22 protein-coding genes, 1 tRNA gene and 1 pseudogene are annotated in these 22,214 nt (G+C 68.3%); 18 read left to right on the top strand and 6 right to left on the bottom strand.

Going from position 1 to position 22,214, the window contains the following annotated elements; genetic code table 11:
• Position 1: 1 nt before the first annotated feature.
• Positions 2-490, bottom strand: a complete 489-nt coding sequence (locus OSC30_RS06870; protein WP_267171106.1) for a GNAT family N-acetyltransferase — start codon at positions 488-490, stop codon at positions 2-4.
• A 267-nt stretch (positions 491-757) separates the two neighbouring features.
• Entirely contained in the window at positions 758-1,660 is a 903-nt protein-coding gene (locus tag OSC30_RS06865; protein WP_267171105.1) for a hydroxymethylglutaryl-CoA lyase, read from the bottom strand.
• 238 nt (positions 1,661-1,898) lie between these two features.
• On the opposite strand from OSC30_RS06865, the gene rpmI reads away from it, so the two are divergent.
• The 7 genes from rpmI (at position 1,899) to OSC30_RS06830 (ending at position 6,914) form a co-directional block, all read left to right on the top strand.
• Complete coding sequence (rpmI, locus tag OSC30_RS06860; RefSeq protein ID WP_026635107.1) at positions 1,899-2,096, top strand: 50S ribosomal protein L35; 198 nt, start codon at positions 1,899-1,901, stop codon at positions 2,094-2,096.
• A gap of 15 nt (positions 2,097-2,111) precedes the next feature.
• Positions 2,112-2,471, top strand: a complete 360-nt coding sequence (gene rplT, locus OSC30_RS06855; RefSeq protein WP_091333679.1) for a 50S ribosomal protein L20 — start codon at positions 2,112-2,114, stop codon at positions 2,469-2,471.
• 264 nt (positions 2,472-2,735) lie between these two features.
• Positions 2,736-3,731, top strand: a complete 996-nt coding sequence (gene pheS / locus OSC30_RS06850) for a phenylalanine--tRNA ligase subunit alpha (protein WP_267171104.1) — start codon at positions 2,736-2,738, stop codon at positions 3,729-3,731.
• Between the two features lie 22 nt (positions 3,732-3,753).
• Complete coding sequence (gene pheT / locus OSC30_RS06845; protein WP_267171103.1) at positions 3,754-6,132, top strand: phenylalanine--tRNA ligase subunit beta; 2,379 nt, start codon at positions 3,754-3,756, stop codon at positions 6,130-6,132.
• 1 nt (position 6,133) lies between these two features.
• On the top strand, positions 6,134-6,433 hold the full coding sequence (gene ihfA, locus OSC30_RS06840) for an integration host factor subunit alpha (protein WP_091333672.1): 300 nt from the start codon (positions 6,134-6,136) through the stop codon (positions 6,431-6,433).
• Positions 6,414-6,770 (top strand): MerR family transcriptional regulator, encoded by a 357-nt coding sequence (locus tag OSC30_RS06835; RefSeq protein ID WP_231349364.1) that lies wholly within the window; start codon positions 6,414-6,416, stop codon positions 6,768-6,770. Before ihfA ends, OSC30_RS06835 begins: the two co-directional genes overlap by 20 nt.
• Positions 6,771-6,837: 67 nt before the next feature.
• Positions 6,838-6,914, top strand: a tRNA-Pro gene (locus OSC30_RS06830).
• A 211-nt stretch (positions 6,915-7,125) separates the two neighbouring features.
• Here the strand turns inward: OSC30_RS06830 and serA are convergent.
• The gene (gene serA / locus OSC30_RS06825) at positions 7,126-8,358 is read right to left on the bottom strand and encodes a phosphoglycerate dehydrogenase (protein ID WP_267171102.1); all 1,233 of its coding nucleotides are present in this window, start codon (positions 8,356-8,358) and stop codon (positions 7,126-7,128) included.
• Positions 8,359-8,479: 121 nt separating this feature from the next.
• Between serA and OSC30_RS06820 the strand changes: the two genes are divergently transcribed.
• From OSC30_RS06820 to OSC30_RS06810, 3 genes and pseudogenes are all read left to right on the top strand, one after another.
• A complete protein-coding gene (locus OSC30_RS06820; RefSeq protein WP_267171101.1) occupies positions 8,480-9,865 on the top strand; it encodes an FAD-binding oxidoreductase in 1,386 nt (461 codons plus the stop codon).
• 66 nt (positions 9,866-9,931) lie between these two features.
• Positions 9,932-10,888, top strand: coding sequence for a prolyl aminopeptidase (gene pip, locus OSC30_RS06815; RefSeq protein ID WP_267171100.1), 957 nt, complete (start codon positions 9,932-9,934; stop codon positions 10,886-10,888).
• A gap of 119 nt (positions 10,889-11,007) precedes the next feature.
• Positions 11,008-11,150: pseudogene (locus OSC30_RS06810) on the top strand (prolyl aminopeptidase); the annotation flags it as partial.
• A 214-nt stretch (positions 11,151-11,364) separates the two neighbouring features.
• Here OSC30_RS06810 and upp read toward each other — a convergent pair.
• Entirely contained in the window at positions 11,365-12,003 is a 639-nt protein-coding gene (upp, locus tag OSC30_RS06805) for a uracil phosphoribosyltransferase (RefSeq protein WP_267171099.1), read from the bottom strand.
• A 158-nt stretch (positions 12,004-12,161) separates the two neighbouring features.
• A complete protein-coding gene (locus OSC30_RS06800; protein ID WP_267171098.1) occupies positions 12,162-13,658 on the bottom strand; it encodes an aminotransferase class III-fold pyridoxal phosphate-dependent enzyme in 1,497 nt (498 codons plus the stop codon).
• 265 nt (positions 13,659-13,923) lie between these two features.
• On the opposite strand from OSC30_RS06800, the gene OSC30_RS06795 reads away from it, so the two are divergent.
• The 5 genes from OSC30_RS06795 to OSC30_RS06775 are packed head-to-tail and all read left to right on the top strand — an operon-like array spanning position 13,924 to position 18,644.
• Positions 13,924-14,850 (top strand): ABC transporter ATP-binding protein, encoded by a 927-nt coding sequence (locus tag OSC30_RS06795; RefSeq protein ID WP_267171097.1) that lies wholly within the window; start codon positions 13,924-13,926, stop codon positions 14,848-14,850.
• A 1-nt stretch (position 14,851) separates the two neighbouring features.
• Positions 14,852-15,640: an ABC transporter permease gene (locus tag OSC30_RS06790; RefSeq protein ID WP_267171096.1), complete on the top strand. Its 789-nt coding sequence runs from the start codon at positions 14,852-14,854 to the stop codon at positions 15,638-15,640.
• 39 nt (positions 15,641-15,679) lie between these two features.
• Positions 15,680-16,864 carry a sensor histidine kinase gene (locus OSC30_RS06785; RefSeq protein WP_267171095.1) on the top strand — a complete coding sequence of 395 codons (1,185 nt, stop codon included), beginning with the start codon at positions 15,680-15,682 and terminating at the stop codon, positions 16,862-16,864.
• A complete protein-coding gene (locus tag OSC30_RS06780; RefSeq protein WP_267171094.1) occupies positions 16,864-18,045 on the top strand; it encodes a sensor histidine kinase in 1,182 nt (393 codons plus the stop codon). Before OSC30_RS06785 ends, OSC30_RS06780 begins: the two co-directional genes overlap by 1 nt.
• Positions 18,042-18,644, top strand: coding sequence for a response regulator transcription factor (locus tag OSC30_RS06775; RefSeq protein ID WP_267171093.1), 603 nt, complete (start codon positions 18,042-18,044; stop codon positions 18,642-18,644). The genes OSC30_RS06780 and OSC30_RS06775 overlap by 4 nt, the downstream gene beginning before the upstream one ends.
• A 212-nt stretch (positions 18,645-18,856) precedes the next feature.
• Here OSC30_RS06775 and OSC30_RS06770 read toward each other — a convergent pair whose 3' ends face one another.
• Entirely contained in the window at positions 18,857-19,645 is a 789-nt protein-coding gene (locus OSC30_RS06770; protein ID WP_267171092.1) for an enoyl-CoA hydratase/isomerase family protein, read from the bottom strand.
• 154 nt (positions 19,646-19,799) lie between these two features.
• Between OSC30_RS06770 and OSC30_RS06765 the strand changes: the two genes are divergently transcribed.
• Genes OSC30_RS06765 through OSC30_RS06755 form a run of 3 tightly spaced genes read left to right on the top strand, consistent with a single transcriptional unit; the run spans position 19,800 to position 22,185 of the window.
• Positions 19,800-20,042, top strand: coding sequence for a FeoA family protein (locus OSC30_RS06765; protein ID WP_267171091.1), 243 nt, complete (start codon positions 19,800-19,802; stop codon positions 20,040-20,042).
• Positions 20,039-21,889 (top strand): ferrous iron transport protein B, encoded by a 1,851-nt coding sequence (gene feoB, locus OSC30_RS06760; protein WP_267171090.1) that lies wholly within the window; start codon positions 20,039-20,041, stop codon positions 21,887-21,889. The genes OSC30_RS06765 and feoB overlap by 4 nt, the downstream gene beginning before the upstream one ends.
• The gene (locus tag OSC30_RS06755; RefSeq protein WP_267171089.1) at positions 21,886-22,185 is read left to right on the top strand and encodes a DUF6587 family protein; all 300 of its coding nucleotides are present in this window, start codon (positions 21,886-21,888) and stop codon (positions 22,183-22,185) included. The genes feoB and OSC30_RS06755 overlap by 4 nt, the downstream gene beginning before the upstream one ends.
• The last annotated feature ends 29 nt before the right edge of the window (positions 22,186-22,214 follow it).

Raw genomic sequence — 22,214 nt, 5'->3', positions numbered from 1 at the left:
GCTAGAGCTCGCGCAGGTAGTAGCGGTCGCAACCGTGGTGGCCGGTGCCGCCCATGGCCTCGCAGATGGGATGGAAGCCACTGCGCAAGTAGAGCGCCTGCGCCGCCTCCATGCCGGTGAGAGTTTCCAGGTAGCAGCGGCGGTAGCCCAGAACGCGTGCCGTATCCAGGCAGCGCTGCATCATCGCGGCGCCCGCGCCGATGCCGCGCGACTGCGGCAGGAAGTACATCTTGCGCAACTCGCACACGTCCGGCTCGCCGCCGTCCAGTGGCGCCACGCCCGCGCCGCCGATCACCACGCCATCGCGCTCGATCACGAAATAGGCGCAGCCCGGGCGCGCGTAGGCTTCGGCCATGTGGTCGACTTCGGCGTCGTGGATCGCGAAACCGGGGCCGTCGGCACCGAATTCGGGCATGACCGTACGGATGACCGAGGCCATGGCCGCGTTGTCGTCGAGCTGGATCGGGCGGATCAGGTAGGAAGTGGTCACGGGGGTAATCGTCAATGGGATCGGCCGATTCTACCCAGCCAGCCGCGACCCTGTAGGGAGCCTCGAATAGCTCCATTCGTGCGACGTTTTTTGCAGGAGCCCAGTTGTGGGCGATGCCCTTACGCCACCGCCAAAAGCATCGCCCACAAGTGGGCTCTACAGTGGGCGTCGAAAGCTTTCGGGGTTTTTCGAGGTTCCCTGTACTCGTGGGCGATGCCCTTTGCCGTTGCCGACAAAACCGCCCACGAGTGGGCCCCTGCAAGTTCTTCAGGCCGCGGTGCGCGCGCGGGTGACGCGGCTGGCCGTCTCTTTGTGCAGCTGCGCCGAAAGCCAGGCGCCGGTGGCGATCAGCAGATCCAGGTCAACGCCGGTATGCATGCCCATGCCATGCAGCATGTACACCACGTCCTCGCTGGCGACGTTGCCGGTGGCACCCTTGGCATACGGGCAGCCGCCGGTGCCGGACACCGCGCTGTCGACCACGCGCACGCCTTCCTCCAGGCAGGCCAGTATGTTCGCCAATGCCTGGCCGTAGGTGTCATGGAAATGCACCGCCAGCGCCTGCATCGGCACGGCTTGCGCCACCGCGCGCAGCATCGCGCGCGCCCTGGCCGGCGTGCCCACGCCGATGGTGTCGCCCAGCGAAATCTCGTAGCAGCCCAGGGCATGCAGCCGCTCGGCGACCCGCACCACGTCCGCAACCGGCACTTCGCCCTGGTAGGGACAGCCGAGCACGGTGGAAACGTAGCCGCGCACGGCCACGCCGTCGGCCTTGGCGCGCTCGACCACCGGCGCGAAGCGCTCGATCGATTCGTCGATGGACGCGTTGATGTTCTTGCGGTTGAATGCTTCGCTGGCGGCGGTGAACACGGCGATCTCGCTCGCGCCGGCCTCCCGCGCCCGCTCGTAACCCTGCAGGTTGGGTACCAGCACGGGGTAGCGCACGCCGGGCACTTTGCGAATGCCGGCGAACACTTCGGAGGCGTCGGCCAGCTGCGGTACCCACCTGGGGCTGACGAAGCTGGTCGCCTCGATGGTGGTCAGGCCGGTGGAGGACAGTCGGTCGATCAGAGCGATCTTCACCTCGGCCGGCAGCAGGGTTTTCTCGTTCTGCAGGCCGTCGCGGGCGCCGACTTCGACGATGCGGACGGTATCGACGGGGTTGGCCATGGCGGCTCCGGATCGGGCGGGGCCGTCACTTTAGCCGGTTGGCCGCAGCCCTGGTGGCCCTTCGCACGAAAGGCTGTCGGCAACGCTGGCTTTGCCCCGGACTCCTCCGTATAATCGCCGGTTCGACCCACATGGACGGGTCGTGAACCGATGTCGGCAGGATGGAAAGCGTGGCCTTCGGGACCACCGCCGAATCAGTCAGAAACCGGGCAATCAAGCCCACTCATGGAGCATTCCCATGCCCAAGATCAAGACCAACCGGGCGGCGGCGAAGCGTTTTCGCAAGACCGCGTCGGGCAAGTTCAAGGCCGGTCACGCCTTCAAGTCGCACATCCTGACCAAGAAGTCGACCAAGCGTAAGCGCAACCTGCGCGCGACCAACCACGTCAAGGCGTGCGACACCAAGGGTGTGGCGCGCATGTTGCCGTACGTCTAAGGCGAGGAGAACACCATGGCTCGTGTAAAGCGTGGCGTCACTGCCCGTCGTCGTCACAAGAAGATCATTGGCCGCGCGAAGGGCTACTACAACGCCCGTCGCAAGGTCTTCCGCGTAGCGAACCAGGCCGTCATCAAGGCTGGCCAGTACGCGTACATCGGTCGCAAGCAGCGCAAGCGCCAGTTCCGCGCACTGTGGATCGTGCGTATCAACGCCGCCGCGCGTCAGTTCGGTCTGTCCTACAGCCGCCTGATCAACGGCCTGTCCAAGGCCGGCATCACGATCGACCGCAAGGTGCTGGCGGACATCGCCGTGCACGACATCAAGGCGTTTGGCGCCATCGCTGAAAAGGCGAAGGCCAGCCTGGCCGCTTGATCGTCATTACTGACGTTATGCTGTAAATCAAGCGGGGAGAAGGCTGACGCCTTCTCCCCGTTTTTATTTAATAACGTTGCTTTTCGCGTTCGCTTCCTCTCCCCCATCTTTAATTAAGGACGGGGGAGAGGATTGAGGTGAGGGACAAGGCTTTCCTTGGACTCCATCAAAGCCGCTTTGATGCGGCGCCAACGCAAGGGCGGCCCCTCACCCCAACCCTCTCCCCGGAGGGGAGAGGGAGCTAGAAGCCAGGAACTCGCACCAATGGATGATCTGGAAAGCCGCGCAACCCAGGCCCTGGCCGACATAGATGCCGCCGCCTCGCTCGACGCGCTCGAAACCCTGCGCGTGGGACTGCTCGGCAAGAGCGGCATCGTCACCGCCGCGCTCAAGTCGCTGGGCGCCCTCGCTCCCGACGAACGCAAAGCCCGCGGCGCCGAGGTCAACCGCGTCAAGGAACGCCTCGCTGATGCGCTTGCCTCCCGCAGGCAATCACTGGAACAGGCCGAGCTCGACCGCCGCCTGGCCTCCGAGAAGCTCGACATCACCCTGCCGGGCCGCGACGGCCAGCGCGGCGGCATACACCCGATCACCCGTGCGCTCGAGCGCATCGCCGCGATCTTCGCCCGCCTGGGCTACCAGCGCGCCGAAGGCCCGGAGATCGAGGACGACTGGCACAACTTCGAGGCGTTGAACTTCCCGCCGCACCATCCGGCGCGCGCCATGCACGACACCTTCTACTTCGGCGACGGGCGCCTGTTGCGCACGCACACCTCGCCGGTGCAGATCCGCTCGATGCAAGGCCGCCAGCCGCCGATCCGCATCATCGCGCCGGGCAAGGTCTACCGCAGCGATTCGGACCAGACCCACTCGCCGATGTTCCATCAGATCGAGGGCCTGCTGGTCGACGAGACCTCCAGCTTCGCCGACCTCAAGGGCACCTTGGCCGAATTCGTGCGCGCGTTCTTCGAGCGCGACTTCGAGATGCGCTTCCGCCCCAGCTATTTCCCCTTCACCGAACCCTCCGCCGAGGTGGACATCCGCTGGGACGCCGAAGACGGCAGCACGCGCTGGCTGGAAGTGCTCGGCTGCGGCATGGTCCACCCGAACGTGCTGGCGAACTGCGGCATCGACCCGGAGCGCTACACCGGCTTCGCCTTCGGCCTCGGCGTCGAGCGCTTCGCCATGCTTCGCTACGGCGTTTCCGACCTGCGCGCGTTCTTCGAGAACGACCTGCGCTTCCTCAAGCAGTTCGCGTAAGCCGGCAAGGAACCAAGTACCCATGAAATTCTCCGAGAACTGGCTGCGCGAGCTGGTCGAGATCCAGGCCGATCGCGCCGAACTGGCCCATGCGTTGACCATGGCCGGACTGGAAGTGGAAGAGCTGACCGTGCTGGGCGAGGGCCTCGCCGGTGTGGTGGTGGGCGAGATCGTGGCAGCCGAGAAGCATCCGGAGGCCGATCGGCTGCAGGTCTGCAAGGTCGCGGCCGGGCAGGGCGAGCCGCTGCAGATCGTCTGCGGCGCGCCCAATGCGCGCGTGGGCCTGAAGGCGCCACTGGCGATGATCGGCGCCATCCTGCCGGGTGGCATCACGATCAAGGCGGCCAAGCTGCGCGGCGTGGAATCGGCCGGCATGTTGTGCTCGGCCAGGGAACTGGGCATCGACGCCGACGCTTCCGGCCTGATGGAACTGCCGGCCGACGCGCCGGTCGGCCAGCCGCTGGCCGCGTTCCTGGGCCTGCCCGATGCCAGCATCGAGCTGAAACTCACCCCGAACCGCCCCGATTGCCTGGGCCTGGTCGGCCTGGCGCACGACGTGGCGGCGCTGTTCGGCAGCCGCGTGCTGGTGCCGGTGCAGGACCCCGCGCCGGTGACTTCCGACGCCCGCCGCGGCATCCGCCTGGAAGCGGGCAGGGACGCACCGCGCTACCTCGGCCGCATCATCGAGGGCATCGACGCGTCGGCGCGCTCGCCGCTGTGGCTGGCCGAGCGCCTGCGCCGCGCCGGCCTGCGCCCGATCAGCGCGGTGGTCGACGTCACCAACTACGTGATGCTGGAGCTTGGCCAGCCGCTGCACGCCTTCGACAACGACGCGCTCGAGGGCGACATCGTGGTACGCCACGCGAGCGCCGGCGAGACGCTGAAGCTGCTCGACGGTTCCGAGGCGAAGCTGGACGAGGGCTTCGTGCTGATCGCCGACGAGCGCAGGGGCCTGGCCGTGGCCGGCGTCATGGGCGGCCACGACTCGCGCGTGACCGACGCCACCGGCAACATCTTCCTGGAATCGGCGCACTTTGCACCGGCCGCCATCATGGGCCGCGCGCGCAAGCTCGGCCTGCACACCGACGCCTCGCATCGCTTCGAGCGTGGCGTCGACCCGGAACTGCCGCGCCGTGCACTGGAGCGTGCCACCGAGCTGCTGCTCTCGATCGCCGGCGGCCAGGCCGGTCCGGTGCTGGTCGCCGAAAACCCGGCCGACCTGCCCAGGCCCGCCACGGTCGCCCTGCGCCGCGCGCGCCTGGCTCGCGTGCTGGGCATCGCCGTGCCGGACGAGGAGGTCACGCGCATCTTCACCGCGCTGGGCATGACCGTGCAGACCGACGCCGATGGCTGGCAGGTCACCGCGCCGTCCAGTCGCTTCGACATCGAGCGCGAGGAGGACCTGATCGAAGAGGTCGCCCGCGTGTACGGCTACGACCGCATTCCGACCCACACCCCCGCCGGCGCGCTGGCGCTGGCGGCCGAGCCGGAGGCGCGCATCGGCGAACTGCCGCTGCGTGAACAGCTGGCCGCGCGCGATTTTTACGAAGCCGTGAACCTGTCCTTCGTCAGCGCCGAACTGCTCGCCCGCTGGGGCCATGTGGACAACCTGGTGCCGCTGGCCAACCCGCTGTCGGCCGACCTGGCGGTAATGCGCCCGTCGCTGCTGCCCGGCCTGGTCGAAGCGCTGCGTCACAACCGCGCGCGCCAGCAGGAGCGGGTGCGGCTGTTCGAGGTCGCCCGGGTATTCGCGGCTGGCGATCCCCCGAAGGAGACGCCCAGCCTGGCCATCGCTGCCTGCGGTGGCGCGCGTGCCGAGCAATGGGCCGAGCCCGCGCGTCCGTTCGACTTCTTCGATCTCAAGGGCGAGCTGGACGCACTGCTGGCCTGGGGTGGCGAGCCGGAACACTGGTCGCTGCACACCGACGGCCTGCCCTCGTGGCTGCATCCGGGCCGCAGCGCTCGCGTCGCGCGGGATGGTGAGACAGCTGGCTACCTGGGCGCGTTGCACCCGCAGCTGGCCAAGGCGCTGGACCTGGGGCCGGACGTGCACGTCCTGGAGATCGCCCTGCTGCCGCTGCTCGAGCGCCGTCTGCCGCGCGCAAAGCCGGTGCCCCGCTTCCCCTCCGTAAGGCGCGACATCGCTGTCGAGCTGCCCGAAGAGGTGCGCTGGTCACAGATCGAGCAGACCGTGCGCGGCAGCCTGGGCGACCTGCTCAAGGAGCTCAAGCTGTTTGACCGCTACAGCGGCAAGGGCGTCGAGACAGGCCGAAAGAGTCTCGCTATGGGCTTGATTTTGCAGGACGCTTCACGCACGCTTACCGACGACGACGCGGACCGCTGCGTGCGTGATGCGGTGGCTGCGTTGGAAACGACATGCAAGGCAAGGTTGCGAGGTTGAGATGGCGCTGACCAAGGCGGAGATGGCCGAGCGCCTGTTCCTCGAGGTAGGCCTCAACAAGCGTGAGGCGAAAGAATTCGTGGATGCCTATTTCGAGGTCGTCCGTGAAGCGTTGGAAAGGGGCGAGCAGGTGAAGTTGTCCGGTTTCGGCAATTTCGACCTGCGTCAGAAGAACCAGCGACCGGGTCGCAACCCCAAGACGGGCGAGGAGATTCCGATTTCCGCCCGTCGCGTGGTGACGTTCCGTCCGGGCCAGAAACTCAAGGTGCGAGTCGAGAGCTATGCTGGACCAAGGGAATAACACCGAGCTACCCGCCATCCCGGCCAAGCGCTACTTCACCATCGGTGAGGTCAGCGAGTTGTGCGGGGTGAAGCCGCACGTGCTGCGTTACTGGGAGCAGGAGTTCCCCGCGCTCAATCCGGTCAAGCGCCGCGGCAACCGTCGTTACTACCAGCGCCACGACGTGCTGATGATCCGCCAGATCCGCGGCCTGTTGTACGACGAAGGTTTCACCATCACCGGTGCCCGCGCGCGGCTGGAAGGCCCGCAGGCGCGCATGGAGTCGAGCATTTCCCACCAGATCGTGCGTCAGGTGCGCATGGAACTGGAGGAAATCCTGACCCTGCTGCGTCGCTGAAACATCCAGGTATCTGCTATAGTTCGCCGTCTGTTCACCGCGAACGCGGCGAACGCACGAGTCACGTCGGGGCGTAGCGCAGCCTGGTAGCGCATCTGCCTGGGGGGCAGAGGGTCGTCGGTTCGAATCCGGCCGCCCCGACCAATTCGGAAGCTGAAAACGGCGCCTCGGCGCCGTTTTTGTTTCCGCGGCAAACGTCGCGCTAAGCGTAGCCACCGGCGCCGCGTCGCAGCCCCCATACCGTTCGCGCTGAGCGTAGGCGTGCAACGCGCGGAAGTCGAAGCGCTTGCCGCGAGCCGGCCGCCCGTATCCTTCTCCCTCCGGAGCGGATGCCTACCCGATCCAGGAAGCCGAGCTAATACAGCACCCGCGTCCGCAACGTCCCCGGAATCGCCGCCATCCGTTCCTTCAACGCCTGCGCCTGCGCCGCATCGGCGGCCACGTCGATCACCACGTAACCCACCTCCGCATCCGTCTGCAGGAACTGCGCGTCGACGTTGATGTTCCCCGCGGAGAACAGCTCGTTGATGCGCGCGAGCGTGCCCGGCACGTTGCGATGGATATGCAGCAGGCGGCGGCTGCGCGGATGCTCCGGCAGCGACACCTCGGGAAAGTTGACGGCCGACAGCGTCGAGCCGTTGTCGCTGTAGCGCACCAGCTTGCTGGTCACCTCGATGCCGATGTTGTCCTGCGCCTCCAGCGTGCTGCCGCCGATGTGCGGGGTGAGGATCACGTTGTCCATGCCGACCAGCGGCGAGACGAAGGCGTCGTCGTTGCCTTTGGGTTCGGACGGAAAGACGTCTACCGCGGCACCGCCCAGGTGGCCTTTGAACAGCGCGGCGGCCAGCGCGTCGATGTCCACCACGCTGCCGCGCGAGGCGTTGATCAGCAGCGATCCTTCCCGCATGCGCGAAAGCTGCTCCGCACCGATCATCAATCGGGTGGCGGGCGTGTCGGGCACATGCAGGGTCACCACGTCGGCGCTTTCCAGCAGGTCGTCCAGGCTCGCCGCGGCGCGCGCGTTGCCCAGCGAAAGCTTGGCCTCGATGTCGTGGAACAGCACGCGCATGCCGAGGTTTTCGGCCAGCACGCCGACCTGCGTGCCGATGTGGCCATAGCCGACGATGCCAAGCACCTTGCCGCGCGCTTCGTAGCTGCTCGTGGCCGACTTGGACCAGCCGCCGCGGTGGCACTGCATGTTCTTCTGCGGGATGCCGCGCAGCAGCATGATCGCCTCGGCCACCACCAGTTCGGCCACGCTGCGGGTGTTGGAGTAGGGCGCGTTGAACACCGGCACGCCCAGCCGGCGCGCGGCAGCCAGGTCCACCTGGTTGGTGCCGATGCAGAAGCACCCCACCGCGATAAGCCGGCGCGCGTGCTCCAGCAGCTCCGGCGTGAGCTGCGTGCGCGAACGGATACCGACGATGTGCGCCTCGGCCAGGCGCGCCTTCAGCTCGGCTTCCGGCAACGCCTTGGGATGCGCCTCGACCTGGCTGTAACCGGCTTGGCGGAAGGTCTCCACGGCGCTGCGGCTGACGCCTTCGAGCAGGAGCACGCGGATGTCCTGCTTCGGGAACGAGGTCTTCATGGGTCGCAAGTCCAAGCGGAGCGGGCTCCAACTATGCCAGAGCTCCCCGGCTTTTGCGGCGCTGCAACACTGGACCGTGCCGGCCACCCTCTGGCAGGCTGCACGTTCTTCCGGAGCCGCCATGACCGAATCCCGCCTCGACGACCTGACCGCCCGCGCACCCGGGTTGCGCCTGCTCACCGAACTGGCCGACCTGATCCACTACGGGCGCGACTGGACCCGCCGCTGGGGCCCGGCGCCGCTGGCGGTGGCGTTGCCCTCGACCGTCGCGGAGGTGCAGACCATCGTGCGCTGGGCCAACGAACGCCAGGTTTCGCTGGTGCCCTCGGGGGGGCGTACCGGCCTGTCCGGCGGTGCGGTGGCGGCGCGTGGCGAGCTGGTGCTCAGCCTGGAGCGGATGAACCGCGTGCTTGGCTTCGACGCCACCGACCGCCTGCTCGAGGTGGAGGCCGGCATCACTCTGCAGGCGGTGCACGAGGCGGCGCGCTCGCACGGGCTGCTTTATCCGGTGGATTTTGCGGCGCGCGGCTCCTGCACCATCGGCGGCAACGTCGCCACCAATGCCGGCGGCATCCGGGTGATCCGCTACGGCACCACGCGCGAGTGGATCGGCGGGCTGACCGTGGTGGCCGGCAACGGCGAGCTGCTGGAGCTCAACCGCGGGCTGGTCAAGAACTCCAGCGGCTACGACCTGCGCCAGTTGATGATCGGGTCCGAAGGAACGCTGGGCGTGGTGGTCGGTGTGCAACTGAAGCTGGCCGACCCGCCGCCGCCGGTGCAGACGATGTTGCTGGCGCTGCCGCACATGGACGCGCTGATGCAGGTGTTCGGGCTGTTCCGCACGCAACTGAAACTGCAGGCCTTCGAGTTCTTCACCGACGTGGCGCTCGGGCACGTGCTGGCGCACGGGGCCAAGCGCGCGCTCGACGCGAACCAGCCGTACTACGTGGTGGCCGAGTACGACGCGCCGGACGACCGCGACGAGCAGGCCGCCTTGCTGGCGTTCGAGGAGGGCGTGCGCGAGGGCTGGATCAGCGACGGCGTGATCGCCCAGAGCGAGGCGCAGGCGGCCGCGTTGTGGCGGTTGCGCGAGGGCATCACCGAGAGCCTGGCGCCGCGCAAGCCGTACAAGAACGACATCGCATTGCGGATCAGCGCGATGCCCGCGTTCCTGCACGAGATGCAGGCGCTGCTGGCGCGCGAGTACCCGCGCATGGAGGTGGTCTGGTTCGGCCATATTGGCGACGGCAACCTGCACATCAACGTGCTGCCGCCCGGGGACATGGCGCAGGCCGAATTCCTCGCCCATTGCGAGCGGGTCACGCGCCTGCTCGCTGATGCGTTGCAGCGCCACGGCGGCAGTATTTCGGCCGAGCACGGCATCGGGCTGGTCAAGAAGCCCTATCTGGGCAGCACCCGCAGCGCGGCCGAGATCGCGCTGATGCGCGGGGTGCGGCAGGTGTGCGACCCCAACGGCATCCTCAACCCGGGCAAACTGTTCGACTAGCGCACGTCCACTGTAGGCGCGGCGGATGTTAGCCTTGGCCGCTTCCCCCGCATGGAGAACCCAGGCATGACCCAGGAACGCCGCGAGCTGTATCCGGAGATCGAGCCCTACGACAGCGGCATGCTGCCGGTGTCGGAGCTGCACACGATCTACTACGAACAGAGCGGCAATCCCGACGGCAAGCCGGTGGTGTTCCTGCACGGCGGGCCGGGCGCGGGCGCCAGTCCCCGCTGCCGTCGCTTCTTCGACCCGGCGGCCTACCGCATCATCCTGTTTGACCAGCGCGGCTGCGGGCGCTCCACGCCGCACGCCGAGCTTACCGACAACACCACGTGGGATCTGGTCGCCGACATCGAGCGGCTGCGCGAGCACCTGGGCATCCCGAGCTGGCAGGTGTTCGGCGGTTCCTGGGGCTCCACCCTGGCGCTGGCCTATGCGCAGACCCATCCGGACAAGGTCACCGAACTGGTGCTGCGCGGCATCTTCATGCTGCGCCGCTGGGAGCTGGAGTGGTTCTACCAGAAGGGCTGCGACGCGCTGTACCCGGACGCCTGGGAAACCTACCTTGCCGCGATTCCGGAAGCCGAGCGCGGCGACCTGATGAGCGCCTACCATCGCCGCCTCACCAGCACCGATCCGAAAACGCGGGTGGACGCCGCGCGCGCCTGGTCGACCTGGGAGGCCGGCACCAGCTTCCTGCATCAGGATCCGGGCTACATCGCCAGTAGCGGCGAGGACGAGTTCGCGCTGGCCTTCGCGCGGATCGAGTGCCACTACTTCATCCACGGCGGCTTTTTCGAGCACGACGACCAACTGCTGCGCAACGTCGATCGCCTCCGCAGGATCCCGAGCGTGATCGTGCAGGGCCGCTACGACGTGGTCTGCCCCCTGCGCAGTGCGTGGGACCTACACCGTGCCTGGCCGGAGGCAGACCTGCACATCGTGCAGGACGCCGGGCATTCGGCGTTCGAGCCGGGGATCACGCACGAGCTGATCGAAGCGACGGATCGCTTCAGGCGCTAACGCCGAATCCCGGCTCCTACAAAAGGTGGCCGGCGGAAATCAGCCGGCAGCGACGTAGGGTGGGCTTCAGCCCACCGGGGACTTCGCCGGCAAGCGTGGTGGTGGGCTGAAGCCCACCCTACGAAATGCGTTGCCAGCTGCGCAGTGCGTGGGATCTGCACCGTGCGTGGCCGAAAGCATCGTGCAGGACGCCGGGCATTCGGCGTTCGAGCCGGGGATAACGCACGAGCTCATCGAGGCCACCGGTCGCTTCAGGCGTTAAAGCCAGGCGCTAACGCCGAATACCGGACCCTGTAGGAGCCCACTTGTGGGCGATGCTCCTGTTCTGATGCCTGCCGAAAAGCATCGCCCACGAGTGGGCTCTTACAAAAGGCGGCCGGCGGAAATCAGCCGGCAGCGACGTAGAGTGGGCTTCAGCCCACCGGGGACTTCGCCGGCAAGCGTGGTGGTGGGCTGAAGCCCACCCTACGAAATGCTCAACCGGGCAGTTGCCTGGTGCCGAAGATCTTGTCGCCGGCATCGCCGAGCCCCGGCAGGATGTAGCCCTTCTCGTTGAGCCGCTCATCGATCGAGGCGGTGTAGATCTCCACGTCAGGGTGCGCCGCCTCGATGCGCGCCAGGCCCTCGGGCGCCGCGACCAGGAACAGCCCCTTGATCCGCCGGCAGCCGCCCGCCTTGAGCATGTCCACCGTCGCCACCAGAGTGCCGGCGGTGGCCAGCATCGGGTCGACGATCAGCGCCGTGCGCGCGTGCAGGCTGCCGCTCAGCTTCTCGTAGTAGGCCACCGGCGCCAGCGTGGCTTCGTCGCGCTGCACGCCGACCACGCTGACCTTGGCCGAGGGGATCAGGTCCAGCACGCCCGGCAGCATCCCCAGGCCCGCGCGCAGGATCGGCACGATGGTGATCTTCTTGCCCTTGATGCGCTCGACCTTCACCGGGCCGGCCCAACCCTCGATGGTGTCGTCCAGCGTCTGCAGATCCTTGGTCGCCTCGTAGGTGAGCAGGGCGGCCACTTCGGAGGCCAGTTCGCGGAATTCCTTGGTGCTGATGCCGGCTCGGCGCATCAGGCCGAGCTTGTGGCGGATCAGCGGATGGCGGACTTCGGTGACGGGCATGGCGGATTCCTCAAGTTGAACGTTTTTGCCGGAGCGGGCGCGAGCAATGCAGCCATCCGCATCCCGGTCGCGCCCAAGGGCGCTCCTACAAGGGCCTGCGTTCGTCAGGCATGAAAAAGGGCGCGCCGTTGCCGACGCGCCCTTCGGTCCGGGCTTGCTCAGGCCGCCTCGGCGGTCTGCTTGCGCGGCCCCTTCAGCAGGGCCTGGCGCACGTTGTCCACGACCAGGTCCACTTCCGCGCTGGTCACGTTGAAGTGCGGCGTGAAGCGCAGCGAATTGGCGCCACCGTGGATCACGCCTACGCCGTGCTCGCGCATGTATTCCTCGGTCGAATCGGCGCCGTAGCACTTGAACTGCGGTGCCAGCTCGCAGGAGAACAGCAGGCCGGTGCCCTGCACCTTGGTGATCAGGCCGCCCAGTTCGTCCTTGAGCTTCTCCAGCTTGGCCACGAACTCCTCGCCGCGTGCGCGGATGTTGGTGCGCACCTCGTCGGTGAGCAGTGCCATCGTGGCCAGCGCCACGTCCAGCGCGCGCGGGTTGGTGGTCATGGTGTTGCCGTAGATGCCCTTGCGGTACAGCGCGGCGGTGCGGTCGCTCACGGCCAGCACCGACAGCGGGTACTGCCCCGCGTTGAGCGCCTTGGAGAAGGTCTCCATGTCTGGCGCCGGCAGGTTCTCGAAACCGGGATAGTCGATGATCGACAGGACGCCGTGCGCGCGCAGGCCGGCCTGGATCGAATCGACCAGCAGCAGCGTGCCGTGCGCCTCGGTCAGCTCGCGGGCGGCCTTGTAGAACTCCGGCGTCACCGCGCGGCCCGGGTCGCCTTCGCCCATCACCGGCTCCAGGAACATCGCCTCGATGAACCAGCCGTGCTTGTCGGCCTCGGCAAAGGCGGCCTTGAGCTGCTCGACGTCGTACGGGGCGACGGTGAGCAGGGTGTCCTCGTGGCGGTAGCTGGCCAGGTGCTGCTGGTAGGCCTTGCGGGTGGAATCGGAATACAGCGCCGGTTTGTCGGTGCGGCCGTGGAAGGCGCCGCGGACCGACAGGCGCTTGACCGTGCGGTTGGCGTGGCGCGCGCCGGTATCGGTCATCAGCTTGGCGTTGACGTCGGCGATGCGGCAGGCCAGGCCGACCGCTTCGGAGCCGGAGTTCAGGCACAGGTAGTGATGGTACGGATTGCCGCCGCGGCTGCGGCCCAGCTCCTGCTCCATCGCCTGGGTGAAGCGCAACTGCGAAACGCTCGGCGACATCACGTTGGCCATCACCTGCGGGCGCGACAGCGCCTCGAGGATGGACGGCTGGTTGTGGCCGAAGCCGAGCATGCCGTAGCCGCCGTTGTCGTGCAGCACGGCGCCCTTCAGCGTGACGATCCACGGGCCGCGCGCGGCGGCCGGGAGGTACGGGTTGATCGCGTCGTCCGGGTAGAAATTGACGTAGCCAGCCTGCGCCCGGGCCAACTGCTCGGACTCATCCAGCCTGAGGAAATCGGAAAGCTCCGCGCGCAACTCGCGATGGCGCGCCAGCGCCTCCTCGACCGCCTGCACCAATTCGGGCTGGCTGGCTGCCATGCGCTCGATGTTGGCGTCGTCCAGGCCAACGGTACGCGGCTTGCCGCCGAAATCGCGCATCTCGCGCAGCTGATCGATCACACCCATGGCAGTCCTCCTCGAAGCCGGCTGGCGCCGGGGTGGCGCCGCTGGCGGTGATTGCGGGCACGCGCGGCTTCGGCGCATGCGGTTGTGCGGCCCGTCTGATGACGTCAAAAGCGCGTATGGCGGGCCGGGGATAAGCCCAAGGATAACGTGCCCCCGGCTTTGCCGTAACCCCGCATGACGGCTGTCACGCCCGCCGGCTGACGTCGACCAGTGTCCGCAAGGCCTTGCCGCGCCTAATGTTTAATTCATACCAAGGAGGCAAGCCATGGAGATGTCAACTAACCCGGTCGCGCGCCTGCAGGGCGCCGTCAAGCGCTACGGCGCGTTGACTGCGGTCGATGGACTGGACCTTGCATTGCACCCCGGCGAACTGCTCGCCCTGCTCGGTCCCAACGGCGCGGGCAAGTCCACCGCGATCGGCCTGCTGCTGGGCCTGCAGCGTGCCGACGCCGGCCAGGTCGAATTGTTCGGCCAGGATCCGCAACGCATCCAGGCGCGCCGCCACATCGGGGTGATGCTGCAGGACGCGACGTTGCCGCCGACCCTGCGCGTGCGCGAATTGCTGCGGCTGACGGCGAGCTACTACGCCAACCCGCGCGTGCTGCAGGAAACCGCCGAGCTGGCCACCGTGAGCGACCTGCTCGACCGCCCCTACGGCAAGCTTTCCGGCGGGCAGCAACGGCGCGTGCAGTTCGCGCTGGCGCTGTGCGGGCGTCCGCGCCTGCTGTTCCTGGACGAGCCCACCGTGGGCATGGATATCGAGGCGCGCCAGGCGCTGTGGACGGCGATCCGCCAGCTGGTCGGCGAGGGCTGCTCGGTGCTGCTGACCACGCATTATCTGGAGGAAGCCGAAGCGCTGGCAACGCGGGTCTGCGTGATGGCACGCGGCCGCGCGATCCACGAGGGCACGGTGGACGAGCTGCGCGCCCGCGTCGGCGTCAGGCGCATCCGCTGCATCAGCACCTTGCTGCCGGAAACCGTGGCCGAATGGCCCGAAGTGGCGGACGTGCGCGTCGAGGGCGGCCGCCTGCAGCTGACCACCGCCGAGGCCGAAGTCGTGGTGCTGCGCCTGCTGCAGAGCGACGCCTGGCTGCGTGAACTGGAAGTACAGCGCGCCGGACTGGCCGAAGCCTTTACCGAACTCACCCGCGATGCCGCGGCATCGTCCACCGACCAGCGCGAGGCCGCCTGACATGGATACCCTGCTTTCCCTTGATGCGGCCGCCGGAACCGGCGACATGCCACCGGGCCGCGTGTTCGGCGCCTATCTCGCCGAGGCGCGCAGCGAGTGTCTGCGCTACCTGCGTGCGCCGGGCTTCATGCTGCCGATCATGCTGTTTCCCGGCATGTTCTATCTGGTCTTTGGCGTGCTGATGGGACGGGCCGAAGGCACTGACGCGACACGCTACCTGCTGGCCAGCTACGCCACGTTCGGCGTGATGAGCCCGGGCCTGTTCGGCTTCGGCGTTTCGCTGGCGGTCGAGCGCGATGGCGGCCTGCTTACCCTCAAGCGCGCGCTGCCGATGCCGCCGGGTGCCTATCTGCTTGGCAAGATGCTGATGGCGATGGCCGCCGCGGCCATCGTCGTGCTGCTGCTGCTCGGCCTGTCGCAGATCGCGCACGTGACGCTTACGCCCGCCCAGGCCGGCGCGCTGCTGGTCACCGGCATGCTCGGCGTGCTGCCGTTCTGCGCTCTGGGCATGTTCGTCGGCACCTTGATCAAGGGGCAGGGCGCGCCGGGCCTGCTCAACCTGATCTATCTGCCGATGTCGTTCCTCTCCGGCCTGTGGTTCCCGCTGCCGATGCTGCCGAAGGTGCTGCAGCAGGCCGCGCCGGTCTGGCCGAGCTACCACCTGGACCGCCTGGCACTCGCCGCGGTGGGCATGCGCCAGGACGCCCTGCTGCCGCACGTGCTGGTGCTGCTCGGTTTCACCGCGGCCTTCCTGGTGCTGGCCACGCGCCGGTTGCGCCGCTACGGGTGAAGTAGCATGGCGAGCCTCGGCGACTTCCGGAACGGAACGATGAAACTGCCGCTGTTCCTGCAGCCCGCGCCCGATTCCATGGCCAGCATGATGGCCCGTTCCGGGCAGAACCCGCGGCTGCAGGCGCTCAACGTGCTGTGGTCGGGGTGGGCGTTCCTGGCGCCGGTGTTCACGCATGTGGAACCGAGCTTCTGGTGGTCGCTGCTGGTCGGTTACCCGATCTTCCTGGCGCTGTTCGCGCTGGTGTACGTGCGGCCGTCGGCGGAGATGGGCGCCTATGTCGCGCTGCTGGTGCTGCTGGCCGGCGTGTCGATGGTCTGGAACCCCAGCGCCTGGACGTTTGCCGTATTCGCCTGCGTCTACGTGCCTTACCGCGGCTCGCTGCTCGCGTCGCTCAGCCGGATCGCGCTGATCCAGCTGTTGCTGGTGCTCGAGACGATCGCGCTCGGCTGGCCGTGGTGGGTGAGCCTGTTGATGGTCGCGATCTGCTCCAGCAGCGGCGCCGGCGCGCTGGCCGGGCGCATCACGCTGAGCAAGAACACCGAACTGCGTTTGTCGCATGACGAAGTGCGCCGGCTGGCCGCCACGGCCGAACGCGAGCGTATCGGCCGCGACCTGCACGACCTGCTGGGCCACACCCTGTCGCTGATCACGCTCAAGCTGGAGCTGTCGCGCAAGCTGTTCGACCGCGACGCGGAGGCGGCGCGGCGCGAAGTGGCCGAGGCCGAGAACGTGGCCCGCCACGCGCTGGCGCAGGTGCGCGCGGCGGTCACCGGCATCCGCGCCACGGACCTGGCCGCCGAGCTGGCCTCGGCGCAACTGTTGCTGGGCTCCTCGGGCGTGTGGCTCGATCATGGCCCGCCGCCTGCACTGCCGGCCGAGATCGAGCGTGACCTGGCGCTGGTGCTGCGCGAGGCGGTCACCAACATCGCCAGGCATGCGCATGCCCGTCGCGCCAGCATCACCTTCGAGACCATCGATGGCGGCGTGTGTCTGACCGTGGCCGACAACGGCCGCGGCGGCATCGACGAGGAAGGCAACGGCCTGACCGGCATCCGCGAGCGTGTGCGCGGCCTGGGCGGCCGCCTGCAGATCCATTCGCAGCATGGCCATGGCACGCGCCTGCGGGTAATAGTGCCCGAGCCGGGGCATCGGCGCAGGGCCGTGCCCGTGGCGGGCCCCGACCCTGACCAGACCGCGTCGGCGCAGGAGGCGCGGCTGTGATGCTGATGCGCCTGTTCACGCCGCGGCCCGATTCGCTGCTGGGGCAACTGCGCTCGCCGCTGTACATGCGCTGGCAGGCCGGGCTGTCGCTGTTTGCGCTGGTCGCCCTGTTCCAGGGGCCGATGACGCTGAAGCGCGAGGTCGGGCCGTGGCTGCTGCCCACGCTGCTGGCGGTGCCCGTATTCGTGTACCTGTATTCGCGGGTCTACGTGGGCCCGCGCCGGCGCGTTGAGTGGTGCGTCGCCGCCATGGTCGCCGTGGGACTGGCGACGTGGGTGTACAACCCGTTCGGTTTCATCCTGCTAGTGCTGGCCGCCGTGGTGTCGGCGTTCTCCGCTTCGTGGCGGCGCTGGCTGGCAAGCGTTGCGCTGATGGGCGTGCTCGCGCTCGGCAAGGCCTGGTTGTCCGGCGAACCACCGAGCGTCGCCCTGTGGGTGGTCATGTCGGGATTGTTCGGCGGATTCGGCAACGTCGCCTACATGTACAGCGCGCGCAAGGATGCCGAACTGCGGTTGTCGCAGACCGAGGTGCGGCGGCTGGCCATCCTCGCCGAGCGCGAGCGGATCGGCCGCGACCTGCACGACTTGCTCGGCCACACGCTATCGCTGGTGGCGCTCAAGTCCGAACTGGCCAAACGCCTGGCGCTGGACGATCCGGCACGCGCGCAGTGCGAGATGGCAGAGGTGGAGCGCGTCGCCCGCCATGCCTTGACCGAGGTGCGCGCCGCGGTGACCGGCATGCGCCGCAGCGACCTGGTGGCGGAGCTGACCTCGGCACGGCTGATGCTGGAGGCCTGCGGCGTGGCGCTCGACGGCAACGTGCCCGCCGGAACGGAACTGCCCGGCGCCGTCGAGGCACCGCTCGCGCTGGTGCTGCGCGAGGCGGTCACCAACATCCACCGCCACGCGCGTGCCAGCCGGGCCGCGGTGAGCGTTTCCATCGAGGACGACATGCTCCAGATGCATATCAGCGACAACGGACGCGGCGGCCTGTCCGCCCACGGCAACGGCGTCAGCGGCATGCGCGAGCGCGTGCGTGCGCTCGGCGGCACGCTGGCGATCGAGTCGCCGCCGCGGCGCGGCACGGTGCTGTCGATCCGCGTGCCGCTGGCCCGCACTGACGAGGCGCCGGTCGAGGCGACCGCCGCGCCCGCGCTGCCGGCGGTCGGGAGCGCCGCATGATCCGCGTGCTGCTGGCCGAAGACCAGGCGATGGTGCGCGGCGCGCTGTCCGCACTGCTCAACCTGGAAAGCGACATCGAGGTGCTCGGTTCCTCCGCCGACGGCGAGGCGGCCTGGCGCGACCTGCAGCGGCTCAAGCCCGACGTGCTGGTCACCGACATCGAGATGCCCGGGCTGACCGGGCTGGAGCTGGCCCAGCGCATCCAGCGCCACGAGCTGCCGATGAAGGTGATCATCGTGACCACCTTTGCCCGCCCCGGCTTCCTGCGCCGCGCGCTGGACGCGGGCGTGTCCGGCTACCTGCTCAAGGATGCGCCGGCCGAGAACCTGGCCGAGGCGCTGCGCACCGTGCATCGCGGCGGCCGCGCGATCGATCCGCAACTGGCGCTGGAAGCCTGGACCGAGGCCGATCCGCTCAATGACCGCGAGCGCCAGGTACTGCGCCTGGCCGGCGAGGGGATGTCCGCCGGCGATATCGCCACCCGGCTCAACCTTTCCCACGGCACCGTGCGCAACTATCTGTCCGAGGCCATCGGCAAACTCGGCGCCGGCAACCGCATCGAAGCCTTCCGCCTGGCCCGCCAAAAAGGCTGGCTGTAACCGTAGGGTGGGCTTCAGCGCACCAGCACATGCGGGAAAGGTGGGTGGTGGGCTGAAGCCCACCCTACGCCGGCATCTGGCAATCGTGTGATTCTCGAAACACACCGGTCCATCCTGGCTTAGCCAAGTCCACAACCGGCGGCGATACGTAGGGTGGGCTTCAGCCCACCAACACACTTGCCGGAAATCTGGAAGGTGGACTGAAGCCCACCCTACGCCTGCATCCAGGTCGGGGCGCGTTTGTCGAGGAATGCGCCCAGCCCTTCCTGTCCTTCGGCCGATACCCGCAACCGCGCGATGAGTTCGGCGTTCTCGCTGTCGATCCGCCCGGCGCCTTGCTCGTCGATGCCCGCCATGCGCAGCGCCAGTTGCTTGGCCTCGCGCTGTGCCTGCGGGCCGGCCTTGGCCAGCAGCTTGAGGGTGAATTCGACCGCCTCGTCCAAGGAATCGGTCGGCACGATCCGGTGCAGCAGGCCGATGCGACACGCTTCGGCGGCATCGAAGATCTCGCCGGTGAGAAACAGCCGCCGCGCCTGGCGCACGCCGATGGCCGCGACCACGTAGGGGGAGATCACCGCCGGCGCCAGGCCGAGCTTCACTTCGGTCAGCCCGAACTTCGCGTTCTCTGCGCCGATGGCGATGTCGCACGCGGCGATCAAGCCGACGCCGCCGCCGTAGGCCGCGCCGTTGACGCGCGCGAGGGTCGGCTTGGGGCAGAACTGCAGCGTGCGCACCAGTGCGGCCAGGCGCAGGGAATCCTGGCGGTTTTCCTCTTCACTGGCGCCGGTCATGCCACGCATCCAGTGGAGGTCGGCGCCGGCTGAGAAGCTCGCACCCGTCCCGGTGAGCACCAGCGCACGCACCGTGTCGTCGCGGCCGGCTTCGACCAGCGCTGCGGTGAGCTCGGCGATGAGCGCGTCGTCGAAGGCGTTGTGAACCTCGGGGCGGTTGAGCGCGATCTGGCGGACGGCGCCGCGGTCGGTGACGAGGATGGCGGACATGCGCGGGCTCCTTGCGAAAGACCCCCATTGTAGGAGCCCACTGGTGGGCGATGCTCTTTCGCCAACCGTGCAAAAAGCATCGCCCACCCGTGGGCTCCTACATGGCAGGCGGGTCCTATATAATGCGAACCATTCTTATTTGATTTGACGAGCCGTGCGCCTTTCCGACTTGCCCAAGGGTTCACCCGCCGTGGTCGACCGCGTGGACGATGCCCACGCCGGCGACCCGATCGCCCAACGCCTGCGCGACCTGGGTTTCGTCGACGGCGAGCCGGTGCGCGTGGTGGCCCGCGGGCCGCTGGGCGCCGACCCGCTGCTGATCCAGATCGGCTCGACGCGATTTGCCTTGCGGCGCAGCGAGGCGGCGCGGGTAGCGGTCAAGGCGGAGACGGCATGAGCGCGGACAGCCTGCGCATCGCGCTGGTCGGCAATCCCAACTGCGGCAAGACGGCGCTGTTCAACCTGCTCACCGGCGGGCGGCAGAAGGTCGCCAACTACGCCGGCGTCACCGTCGAGCGCAAGGAAGGCCGCTTCGTGGCGCCGTCCGGCCGCGTGCTGCAATTGCTCGACCTGCCCGGTACCTACAGCTTCGATGCGGCCAGCCCGGACGAGCAGATCACCCGCGACGTCTGCGAAGGGCGCTACCCCGGCGAGGCGGCGCCGGACCTGATTGTCTGCGTGGCCGACGCCACCAACCTGCGCCTGCACCTGCGCTTCGTGCTCGAGGTCAAGCGCCTCGGCCGGCCGGTGGTGCTGGCGCTCAACATGATGGATACCGCGCGCCGCCGCGGCATCGTGATCGACGTATCCGAGCTGCAGCGCCGGCTGGGCGTGCCGGTGGTGGAAACCATCGCGGTCAGGCGCGGCGGCGCGAAGGCGCTGATCGAGCGCGTCGACGGCGAGATACCGCTGGCCGCGCCCGCCCAGGCCGATGATGCGGACAGCCGCAACGACCTGCACGCGCAGGTGCGCGCGTTGATGGCCGCCACGGTGAGCATGCCCCGAGCCACCGACGCGCTGGACGACGCGCTCGACCGCTGGGCGCTGCATCCGGTGTTCGGGCTCGGCATCCTGGCGGTGCTGATGTTCCTGATCTTCCAGGCGGTGTTCTCCTGGGCGCAGCCGATGATGGATGCGATCGAGGCGGGCGTGACCGCGCTGGGCGGCTGGGCGACCTCCGCGCTGCCGCCACAGAGCGCGCTGCACAGCCTGCTCAATGACGGCATCTTCGCGGGCCTCGGCGCCGTGCTGGTGTTCCTGCCGCAGATCCTGATCCTGTTCCTGTTCATCCTGATCCTGGAGGAGTCGGGCTACCTGCCACGCGCGGCGTTCCTGCTGGACAAACTGATGTTCAAGGCGGGCCTGACCGGGCGCGCCTTCATCCCGCTGCTGTCCAGCTTTGCCTGCGCGATCCCCGGCATCATGGCCACGCGCAGCATCACCGACCCGCGCGATCGCCTGACCACGATCCTGGTCGCGCCGCTGATGACCTGCTCGGCACGATTGCCGGTGTACACGCTGCTGATCGCGGCGTTCATCCCGCAGCGCACGGTATGGGGACTGTTCAACCTGCAGGGCGTGGTGCTGTTCTCGCTGTACGTGACCGGCATCGTCAGTGCGCTCGTCGTGGCGTTCGTGATCAAGCGCATGCGCCGCGACAAGAGCGAGCATGCGCTGCTGATGGAGCTGCCCTCGTACCGCATGCCACACGTGCGCGACATTGCGCTCGGCCTGTGGGAACGCACCAAGATCTTCCTCAAGCGCGTGGGCGGCATCATCCTGACGCTCACGGTGCTGCTGTGGTTCCTTTCCAGCTTTCCGGGACCGCCGCCGGGGGCCACCGGGCCGGCGATCGACTACAGCCTGGCCGGGCGGCTGGGCCACGCGCTGCACTACGTGTTCGCGCCGATCGGCTTCAACTGGCAGATCTGCATCGCGCTGGTGCCGGGGCTGGCGGCGCGCGAGGTGGCCGTGTCGGCGCTGGGCACCGTGTACGCGATGTCCGGCAGCGACGATACCGTCGCCAGCCAGCTCGGGCCGCTGATCGCCGACCAGTGGTCGCTGGCCACCGCGCTCAGCCTGCTGGCCTGGTACGTGTTCGCGCCGCAGTGCATGTCCACGCTGGCGGTGATCCGCCGCGAGACCAACTCCTGGCGCAACGTGGCGATCACCGCGGGCTACCTGTTCGGCCTGGCCTACCTGGCCTCGCTGATCACCTACCAGATCGCGCGGGCCTTGTCGTGACCACGTTCGCGATCATCCAGGCGGTGGTGCTTGCACTGGTGTTGCTGGCGAGCCTGCTCGCGGCGTTTCGCAAGCTGCTGCCGCAGACGGCCAAGCGCATGCAGTCGCGGCTCTCGGCCGCACTGGATCGTCCCGCCCGCGGCGCGATCGTGCGTCGCCTGGGGCGATGGCTGCAGCCGGCCGAGGCGAAGAGCGGGGGCTGCGGCAGTGGCGATGGCTGCAACAGCTGCGGCGGCTGCGCGCCGGTGTCGCCCATGTCGGACGCAGTGCCGCTCAAATTCCGTCCGCGTCCCTGAGCCTCGCCATTGCCTAGCAGTCCCTAGCG

The organism is Frateuria hangzhouensis (assembly GCF_026410505.1).
Classification (GTDB): Bacteria; Pseudomonadota; Gammaproteobacteria; order Xanthomonadales; family Rhodanobacteraceae; genus Frateuria_A; species Frateuria_A hangzhouensis.
The sequence above is the reverse complement of the archived record's forward strand: the minus strand, read 5'-3'. Positions and strand labels throughout refer to the sequence as shown.